Below are 10,156 nucleotides of genomic sequence, written 5' to 3'. Positions count from 1 at the left end.
TTACTTATACCAACAGCAGCGACAACCCCAGTACTACACCTCGTACCATCAGCTTTGTCGTCAATGATGGGGCTAGTAATAGTACCACCGTTACCCGTAATATTAATATTACGGCGGTGAATAATGCGCCCGTTGCTACTGGCACCATCTCTGCCCTGGCATACACCGAGAACGCCACTACAGCGATCGACTCAGCCATCACCGTCAGCGATGTAGACTCAGCTAACTTGACTAGTGCCACTGTCAGCATTACCAGTGGTTTCGCTTCTGCTCAAGACATTCTTGCCTTCACCAACCAAAATGGGATTACAGGCAGCTACAACAGCAGCACAGGCGTTTTAACCTTAACTGGCAGTTCCAGTGTTGCTAATTATCAAACAGCACTGCGTTCCATTACTTATACCAACAGCAGTGATAATCCCAATACTACGCCTCGTACTGTCAGCTTTATAGTTAATGATGGAACTGCAAATAGTACCGTCGTTACCCGTAATATTAATATCACCGCGGTAAATGATGCTCCCGTCGCTGTTAACGATAGCTTCACCACAAACAAAAACACACCTGTTATTATTAGCGCTACTGCTTTGTTGAGCAATGATACAGATGTGGATGTCAGTGACGTATTGAGCATTGCTAGCTTTACCCAACCTAGCCAAGGAAGCTTAGTTAACAACAACAATGGTACTTACACGTATACGCCTGGCCAAAACTATTATGGCTCTGACGGCTTTACTTACACCATAAGTGATGGGCATGGAGGCAATAGTACTGCTACCGTCAACTTGACCATTAATGAAATTACCCCTCCAATTACTGGCACTTCAGGTGCAGACAACCTAACTGGTACGGTGAATATGGATATCATCTCAGGATTGCTGGGCAATGACACGCTCAACGGACTAGGTGATAACGATACGCTCGATGGTGGCGATGGTAACGATTTGTTAGATGGTGGTACAGGCAACGATAGTCTCATTGGTGGTAAAGGCAATGACACTTATATTGTGGATAGCATCGGCGATACTATTACTGAGGGCTTAAATGCAGGCACAGATTTAGTCAAGTCTTCAGTGAGTTGGGTGTTGGGAAATAACCTGGAGAATTTGACTTTAACTGGAACCGACACAATTAATGGTACTGGTAATAGCCTTAATAATATCTTGACTGGAAATACTGCCGCTAACATCTTGAGCGGAGAAAATGGTAACGATAATCTGATTGGTGGTGCAGGTAATGACACCTTGTTGGGCGGTGCAGGTAATGACACCTTGGATGGAGGTTTAGGAGCAGATAGTCTTAATGGTGGAATCGGCAATGATATTTACATCGTAGATAATCCCGGCGATACAATTACTGAAGGCTTAAATGCAGGCACAGATTTAGTTAAGTCTTCGGTGAGTTTTGTGTTGACAGATAACGTGGAGAACTTGACCCTGACGGGAACCGACGCAATCAATGGTACTGGTAATAGCCTTAAGAACATCCTGATTGGAAATACTGGTGCTAACATCTTGAGCGGAGGAGATGGTAACGATAGTCTCTTTGGTAGCTCAGGTAATGACACCTTGTTGGGCGGTGCAGGCGATGATACTTTGGATGGAGGTTTAGGGACTGATAGTCTCAATGGTGGAGCCGGCAATGATGTTTACACCGTAGACAATCTGAACGATATTATTACTGAAGGCTTAAATGCAGGTATAGATTTAGTTAAGTCTTCGGTGAGTTGGGTGTTGGGAGATAACCTGGAGAAGTTGACCCTGACTGGAAGCGGGGTAATTAATGGTACTGGTAACAACCTTGATAACGTACTGATTGGAAATACTGCTGCTAACATCTTGAGCGGAGGAGATGGCAATGATAGCTTAATTGGTGGTGCAGGCAATGATAGCCTAATTGGTGGTGCAGGCGATGACACTTTGGATGGAGGTGCAGGGATTGATAGTCTCAATGGTGGAGCCGGCAATGATACTTACACCATAGACAACCTGAAGGATACGATTACTGAAGGCTTAAATGCAGGCATAGATTTAGTTAAGTCTTCGGTGAGTTGGGTGTTGGGAGATAACCTGGAGAACTTGACTCTGACTGGAAGTGCGACAATTGGTACTGGTAACAGCCTTGATAACATCCTGATTGGAAATGGTAGTGCTAACACTTTGACCGGAGGAGATGGTAACGATAGTCTCTTTGGTAGCTCAGGCAATGACACCTTGTTAGGTGGCACAGGCGATGACACCTTGGATGGAGGTACAGGGATTGATAGTCTCAGTGGTGGAGATGGTAATGACATTTACACTGTAGACAACCTCAGCGATATTATTACTGAAGGCTTAAATGCAGGCACTGATTTAGTTAACTCTTCGGTGAGTTGGGTGTTGGGAGATAATCTGGAGAACTTGACCCTGACTGGAACCGGAGCAATCACTGGTACTGGTAACAGCCTTAATAACATCCTGATGGGAAATACTGGTGCTAACACCTTGAGCGGAGGAGATGGTAACGATCGCCTTTTTGGTAATTCAGGTAATGACAACTTAGTAGGCGGTATAGGTGATGATAGCCTCTATGGTGGAGTTGGTAAAGATACGCTGACTGGTGGAACTGGTCGAGATAGCTTATATCTGACTGATACCCGCACTGGAGGCTATGATACAATTACTGATTTTACTGTTGGAGATGATACTATCTTCATTTCTAAGGCGGAATTTGGACTGAGCCAAGCTCAGGATACAACACTCGATCCGAGCTTGTTCCGACTTGGTACGATCGCTACAACCGCAAGCGATCGCTTCATCTACAATCAAAGTACGGGTAACTTATTCTTTGATAAAGATGGATTAGGTGGTACAGCACAAGTTCAAATAGCCCAATTCTCGAATAACGCACTGCTTGGTAGTGCAAATATTACTGTGATTGCCTAACTTTGCTAAAACGATTAACCTAGCATAAATTTATGTATAGACGCGAAGTTTCGCGTCTATACACGTTTTTTAGGTAAGTTTTGCCTTCTTTCCTCTGCCTTATTTTTGGTCTACAGTTTGAATTGTCAACATTTGAGGGGGTGTAGCATCTGGTGGGTAGAGAAAATCAACTTCTAGCGATCGCAGCTGACCTGGAGACATTTTTAATTGAGCAAGTGGTTGTCCCATCTGTCCCCGTTGTTGAACTAAATGCCAATATTGGGTTCTGGGTAAGCCATTATCATCATTGTAGCGAATACGAACTGTGCCTCGAAAAAAGACGGATGGTTGGGGTGGTGAAAAAAAGCGAAGCCCAGGTTTACTTAAGTCGTCTTCTTTGATAGGTGTTTGGAAAAGCACATTTACAGTTTGTGATTTGCCTGTATTGTTGATTAAGGGTAGAGAGATGTTGTATTCAATACCGTAGTTGCCGTGAGCTTCGTAAGCAGTACCAGGATAACGCACCGCGAGTTTGGCAGTTTGGTTTTGTCCAGTACCCATTTTACCTGCCAAAAGAGTACTTAAACCGTAGGAAAAAGCTTGTCCTGAAGCGGGAATTGTCAGGTATGAACTATTGGAGTCAGTAACTCGTGCTTGCCAACGAGAGCCAACAGCTACCGCCGCTACCCGACCGTAAATTTCTGCTGTCGCTGTCAGGTTGTCTGGCGGACTGGGTGCAGATTCACGCGGCCCTGCAAAATCACCATTTTCTAACAAGTTCTCCCATTCTTTTAAAGTGGGCGCTCGTTCAGTAGCATCTGGATTGGGTTTGGCAAACATGGCTAAGTTCGCCATATAAACTGGACTATCACTGTACAAACGCAACAAAGTAGAACGTCCATTCAATGGCGGTGTTAAAGAACGCACTGGAATTGGATGATTCATTAACATCCGGCTTTGTTTTGGTGGAATTAGCAACTGGGCTGGCCATCCTAACTGCCGTTTTCCTCGTAGCACATCATTCATAACGCGATCGCCTGGCCCAGCATAAATGTTTCCCAAATTATTTGACTGCATGGGGGGAAGTTTGAGAAAAGGTGCATCAGGTTGACTAACATAACTGGCTGCTTGTAAGATATTTATAGTTGCAGGGCGATCGCTTGGATTGTAAACAATCACCCCCAAATAAAGAGTCCGCAGATCATTTGGAGTCTCAATGGCTCGAGCAATATGATGAGAAAAGAAATCAAAGCGTCCCTTCCATAGAAAGTTCAGGTGTGCGCTTGGCACTTTTTTACCTTGAGGAGGAAATGTAGAGAGCAGAATACCTTCACTCTGAACGACTTCTGGGTTATTACTGTTAAATACTGGTATTGCATCAAGATGGCCAGGTAAAGGTCTTGTTTGTTGCGGAATGAAGATTTCCTGGGGTTCAGATGCTGGAGAAGGTGCTGCTTGAGCCAAAAGCAAATAGGAAATAAAATTAAGCATTTATTCGAAAAGCAATTTATCGGTGAAGTTAAGAATACAGCATACTGATAGTAATTATGTATGATGTTGCGCTTTATTCACCTATGCCATATAAGTAAAAATTTTTATGTTGACATTGACTTAAATCTAATACCCGTGGATGAAATTCTCAAGTTGCCTTTGAGGAAAGAATTTCTAAATTTTTGTTCAATGTCACCCAGAGGATAATTTGTCCGAGTCTGGTGGCATAAGCTGTTTAGTACCTACAAACCCTAATTTTGGGAAAAATTACCAAGTTGTCGCCAGCCGCCATGCGACTCTCAAAAGCATTGCTTTTAACTTTCCTGTTGGGGATAACCGTTTTTCTCGCGTTTGAGGCTTTCTTCTAAGGCTTGAATTTGTTCGCGACGAGCTTCCAATTCTAAGGAACGCCGCGCTAAATCTTGGTTTTGCAACGTCAAGGATTGTCGCCAATGTTCTGCTCGCTCGGCTTCGTGCTGCAAAAACTCTGGGGTAATGCCGATGGTGAGGTAGTTTTGTACCAAATGGAGTACCCAGTTGGTAGCGTCTTCTATTCTTTCAATGTCGCCTGTTTGGGAAAGCTCTACTAAAACAAGCAAGTTTTCACTCATGATCTTTCCCTTTCCTAGCAGAATGAAAGCCTCTTCTGGAATTATCGCCCACAAGTTATCAGCTTCTTGACGCGCCAACAAGCGTAACTGGTGCTGGTCTAAAAAATCGTTTTTACGCACCTGGGCTAGATATAGCATAAGAGTTGCTTCGCTCCAATTCAAAATCACCTAAGTTGAGATGCCTGTGACAAGCGGCAAAAGGGTTTACGCCGGAAGCTGATGCTCCGACTTCTCTCAAAATTAAAAAAAAATTAATAAAATAATAAGTTTCAGAATTGATATTTGAATCTTGTTAATTGGTAATGGGTAATCGAGAATTATTGACACCCTCGTTACCCATTACAGTTATCCTAAGTCATGCAGGCGATACCTAAGACAACGCCTCAAGGCGATCGCGCAAAATTTCAGCTTGCTTATTTACTTCTGCTAAGGCATCCCGCGCTCCCTTTACCACGTCGGCTCTAGCTCTATCTACAAAACTAGGATTGTTTAATCTGGTACTCAGGGATTGAACTTCTGCTTCGGCTTTACTCAAGCTTTTCTCTAGTTTGGCACGGACAACTTCAATATCTACTACGCCTCTGAGAGGAATTAGCACTTGTATTGTACCAATTACACCTGCGATCGCATTTTCTGGTTCTTGTGGTTGTTCTAATTCTCTCTGTGGGAAAAAGCGTCCCCATAACCTAAGTCTCGCTTGGGCAGTGAGTAAATTTTGGCTAACAAACCAAGCTGTGTAACCAAAACCAACTAGTTCAAAGAAAGTTCCGATGAGGGGAATGTCATCAATGGCATTTCCCGCAGCTAAACCCAATCTACCAAAGATAATGGCCACAATAATTAAGCCAATTGTCTTCAAACCCCTTTGAGGTTTTTTAGCAGCAACAGTTGGCTTTTCTTGCTTGTCAGTAATGGTTAAAGTCTCAACCTTCGCCAAATCTTTAATATAATCCTGTCCAGCAGTGAGAATTTCTCGCTCCTTCTCACTTTCAGTTTGCAAATTCGCTGTTACTTTCACCCCTGGTTTAATATCCGCTTCAGCCCGTAAATTCCGAATTGTGCGGATAGTAGCAATTAGTAATTCAAACTGTTCTTCTAAAGTTTGATCGATTAAGTTTGCATCTACCTGCGGATAGATTTGTAACGGTAAAGTTTGAAGAGAATCTGCTGATTTTTGGGTGAGAGTTTGCCAAATTTCTTCAGTAATATGAGGCATAAAGGGATGAAGCAGTTTCATAATCCCTTCCAATATGTAGCCGAGGGTTTGCTGTGCTACCCGCCGCGATACTGGATCGGCATCTGCTTGCAATCTGGATTTCGCTAGTTCAATATATTGATCGCAGAAATCACCCCAAATAAACTCATAGAGTCCTTTGGCTGCTTCCCCTAAACCGTAATTATCGATGTAATTGCTGGTTTGTTTGATAACTTGATGATACCGCGAGATAATCCAGCGATCGCTAAATTCTGTGGCGACTGGATTCCCCAATTGTTGCGGTGTTTGTCCATCCAAATTCATCATCACAAATCGGGCAGCGTTCCACAACTTGTTTGCAAAGTTGCGCGCTGCCTCTACAGATGCCGATTCATCCTTTTTGCGATCGTATTCTAAGCGGATATCTTGTCCAGCACCAGCGACTTCCCTAATTAAGGTATACCGCAGGGCATCAGTACCATATTTATCAATTAGTAACAGAGGGTCAATGCCATTACCTTTGCTCTTTGACATCTTCTGACCTTTTTCATCCAGCACCAAGCCGTGGATGTAAACCGTTTGGAAAGGCATTTTCTCCGTAAGATGCCCAGCCATCATCGTCATTCTGGCTACCCAGAAAAAGATGATGTCAAAACCTGTTACCAAAGTAGTAGTTGGGTAGTAAGTTGCTAAATCCTGAGTTTGTTCCGGCCAGCCCAAAGTCGAAAATGGCCAGAGTCCAGAAGAAAACCAAGTATCTAGTACATCTGGGTCTTGTTCTAACTTGACATTTTCACCAAATTGTGATTTAGCTTTCTCCCAAGCTTCAGTTTCCGATTTTGCGACCACAAAGGGCGTGTTATCGGTAATTTGCCCACCCGTTTCACTGATGGCGTACCAAGCCGGAATTTGGTGTCCCCACCATAATTGGCGAGAGATACACCAATCTTTGAGTTTTACTAGCCAATCACGATAGACCTTAGTCCAGCGTTGGGGGACGAACTCAGGGGAAGTTTGCTGGTCGAGGAATTCGAGAGTGTTGTCAGCTAGGGGGCGAATTTTGACGAACCACTGAGTTGAGAGGAGGGGTTCAATAGGTACTTTACCGCGATCGCTATAAGGAACGGTATGCTTATAATCTTCGATCTTCACCAAAAAGCCATCTGCTTCTAGGCGAGAAACGACATTTTTTCTAGCAACAAAGCGGTCTTGTCCTTGAAACTCCCCGGCGTTGGCGTTGAGAGTGCCGTCTTTGTTCATAATGTTGATCAACGGGAGATTGTGACGCTTACCCATGTCAAAATCGTTCGGGTCATGGGCGGGAGTCACCTTCACGCAGCCTGTACCGAAAGTGGGATCAACAAATTCATCACCAATAATGGGAATTTCTCGTTGTAGAATGGGCAGAGTTAAAGTTTTACCGATGAGATGTTTGTAGCGATCGTCATTGGGATTAACTGCTACTGCTGTATCGCCCAGCATTGTTTCTGGTCGAGTTGTCGCCACTTCCACAAAACCAGAACCATCGGTGAGGGGATAACGGAAGTGCCAGAGATTTCCATTAACCTCTTGATTTTCCACTTCTACATCAGACACAGCCGACTGAGAAGCGGGACACCAGTTAACTAAATATTCACCACGATAAATTAAGCCTTCCTCGTAAAGGCGAGTAAATGCCTCGACAACAGCTTTGGATAAACCTTCATCCAGAGTAAACCTTTCCCGTGACCAGTCCACCGAGACACCTAAGCGTCGTAGCTGATTCAGAATCGTTCCCTCAGACTCTGCTTTCCATTGCCAAGCGCGTTCTAAGAACTTCTCGCGCCCCAATTCGTAGCGAGTCTTACCCTCTTTTTTGAGTTGCTTTTCCAGCATACTATGCACGGCAATGCTGGCATGGTCAGTTCCGGGTAGCCATAGGGTATTGCGTCCCTGCATCCGGTGGTAGCGCACGAGGGTATCAATCAACGCACTTTCAAAGGCGTGACCCATGTGTAAGCTGCCGGTGACGTTGGGCGGCGGGATGACGATGCAGTAGGGTTCGCCGCCTTTGTTGGGGTCAGCTTTGTAAACTTGGTTGTCTTCCCAGAATTTTTGCCACTTGGCTTCGGTGGAAAAGGGGTCGTAGAGACTGGGGAGATTGGGAATGGTTGCGGTCATGCGGGAAAACTAAGGAAGGACTTTTATAAATTTTGCCATAGGGTTGGGGAGGGATTATGGAAACGAACCGCAGAGGCGCAGAGAACGCGGAGGGAAGAGAGTTAGGAGAGGAGATGAATTGGCTTACAGGTAAGGTGATTGGGGCGGCGATTGAGGTGCATAAGGTGTTGGGGCCAGGGTTTTTGGAGGAGGTGTATAAGGAGGCGCTAATTATAGAATTTTTTAGGTGCGGAATACCTCATGTGGTTGAGAAGTCGGTAACAATTAATTACAAAGGACATGAAGTAGGCAAAGGTAGATTAGATTTTCTGGTTGCAAATTGTCTAATTGTAGAATTAAAAGCTATCCAAAATTTAGCCCCAATCCATGAAGCTCAAGTCCTCTTATACCTTAAAATGACTAATTACCCCTTAGCCCTTCTCATCAACTTTAACGTCCCCCTCCTCAAAGACGGCATCAAACGCATCATCTTCTCTTAATCTCTCTCTGCGTCCTCTGCGCCTCTGCGGTTCGTCCCCCAAATCCCATGAAACACCAAACAACCTCCCCCTGGACATTCATCCCCACCCTATATTTCACCTCCGGCATCCCTTACATTATCATCAACACAGTTTCCGTAATCTTTTACAAAAAACTCGGAATCGATAACGCCCAAATTGCCCTCTGGACAAGTTTTCTCTATCTACCTTGGGTCATCAAAATGTTTTGGGCCCCAATTGTTGATATTTACTCTAGCAAACGCAAATGGATACTTTATACCCAATTTGCCATGTTCGCTTGTCTAGGTTTAATAGCCTTCTCCTTACAACTGCCAAATTTCTTTTTCATCTCCCTCGCAACATTAACAATAGGAGCATTTATTTCTGCAACTTATGACATTGCCACAGACGGCTTCTATCTGCTGGCTTTATCTCCAGAACAACAAGCATTTTTTGTCGGTATTCGCTCACTTAGTTATCGGCTTGCTGTAATCTTTGGATCTGGAATATTAGTAGTCTTAGCAGGTCAGCTTGAAGTATCTCTCAATAATATTCCTTTAAGCTGGACAATTGCTATTGGCTTCTCAGCTTTAATTTTAGCAATCGTGTTTATTTACCATCGCCTAATTTTACCCTTACCTGAATCAGATAATAAACTGCAAATACAAACTAGAAAAAATATACCCTTTTGGTCAATCATTAGCTTATATTTTGCTCAGGATAAAATTATCAGTATTTTAGCCTTCATCTTGCTCTATAGACTTGGTGAAGCGATGCTTGTCAAAATCGCCTCTTTATTTTTATTGGACAAACCAGAAGTAGGAGGCTTAGGGCTATCAACATCAGATGTTGGATTAGTCTACGGGACTTTTGGGGTAATATCTCTAATTTGTGGAGGAATTTCAGGAGGCTTGCTAATCTCTAAATATGGATTAAAAAAGTGTCTATTTCCTATGGCTTTGGCATTAAATTTGCCTGATATATTTTACGTGTACATGGCTTACACGAAACCTTCGCTAACATTAATATATCCCTTAGTTTCCTTGGAGCAATTTGGCTATGGTTTTGGATTTACCGCTTTTAGTGTTTATTTAATGTATGTTTGCCAAGGCGAATATAAAACTTCTCATTTTGCCATATCCACTGGCATTATGGCTTTAGGAATGATGCTACCAGGTTTAATTAGCGGTTATCTGCAAAAAGCACTTGGTTATCCATTATTTTTTGTCTTGGTCTCCTTGCTCACCATTCCTGGGATGATTGCCATCTTTTTTATACCTTTAAAAGAAGAACTAAAGCGGCAAAATAATTAATATT

At 43.5% G+C, this 10,156-nt stretch carries 6 protein-coding genes; 3 read left to right on the top strand and 3 right to left on the bottom strand.

Going from position 1 to position 10,156, the window contains the following annotated elements:
- On the top strand, positions 1-2,924 hold a 2,924-nt coding region (locus tag V7K55_RS14835), incomplete at its 5' end, for a beta strand repeat-containing protein (RefSeq protein WP_334832531.1).
- 99 nt (positions 2,925-3,023) lie between these two features.
- Here the strand turns inward: V7K55_RS14835 and V7K55_RS14830 are convergent.
- From V7K55_RS14830 to V7K55_RS14820, 3 genes are all read right to left on the bottom strand, one after another.
- Positions 3,024-4,394 (bottom strand): DUF3370 domain-containing protein, encoded by a 1,371-nt coding sequence (locus V7K55_RS14830; protein WP_334832529.1) that lies wholly within the window; start codon positions 4,392-4,394, stop codon positions 3,024-3,026.
- A 314-nt stretch (positions 4,395-4,708) separates the two neighbouring features.
- Positions 4,709-5,143 (bottom strand): hypothetical protein, encoded by a 435-nt coding sequence (locus V7K55_RS14825; protein WP_334832527.1) that lies wholly within the window; start codon positions 5,141-5,143, stop codon positions 4,709-4,711.
- Between the two features lie 232 nt (positions 5,144-5,375).
- On the bottom strand, positions 5,376-8,360 hold the full coding sequence (locus V7K55_RS14820) for a valine--tRNA ligase (RefSeq protein WP_334832525.1): 2,985 nt from the start codon (positions 8,358-8,360) through the stop codon (positions 5,376-5,378).
- A gap of 56 nt (positions 8,361-8,416) precedes the next feature.
- Between V7K55_RS14820 and V7K55_RS14815 the strand changes: the two genes are divergently transcribed.
- Positions 8,417-8,839: a GxxExxY protein gene (locus tag V7K55_RS14815; RefSeq protein ID WP_334832523.1), complete on the top strand. Its 423-nt coding sequence runs from the start codon at positions 8,417-8,419 to the stop codon at positions 8,837-8,839.
- Positions 8,840-8,886: 47 nt separating this feature from the next.
- Positions 8,887-10,152, top strand: a complete 1,266-nt coding sequence (locus tag V7K55_RS14810; protein ID WP_334832521.1) for an MFS transporter — start codon at positions 8,887-8,889, stop codon at positions 10,150-10,152.
- Positions 10,153-10,156 lie beyond the last annotated feature (4 nt).

It is taken from the genome of Nostoc sp. (assembly GCF_036919895.1).
GTDB lineage: Bacteria > Cyanobacteriota > Cyanobacteriia > Cyanobacteriales > Nostocaceae > Nostoc.
Note: the sequence above shows the minus strand (reverse complement) of the source record. Positions and strands in the feature narration are given on the sequence as shown.

Excerpts from the sequence above, each read along its gene's own strand:
- V7K55_RS14830 (WP_334832529.1), bottom strand. The coding sequence starts at position 4,394 with ATGCTTAATTTTATTTCCTATTTGCTTTTGGCTCAAGCAGCACCTTCT.
- V7K55_RS14825 (WP_334832527.1), bottom strand. The coding sequence starts at position 5,143 with ATGCTATATCTAGCCCAGGTGCGTAAAAACGATTTTTTAGACCAGCAC.
- V7K55_RS14820 (WP_334832525.1), bottom strand. The coding sequence starts at position 8,360 with ATGACCGCAACCATTCCCAATCTCCCCAGTCTCTACGACCCCTTTTCC.
- V7K55_RS14815 (WP_334832523.1), top strand. The coding sequence starts at position 8,417 with ATGGAAACGAACCGCAGAGGCGCAGAGAACGCGGAGGGAAGAGAGTTA.
- V7K55_RS14810 (WP_334832521.1), top strand. The coding sequence starts at position 8,887 with ATGAAACACCAAACAACCTCCCCCTGGACATTCATCCCCACCCTATAT.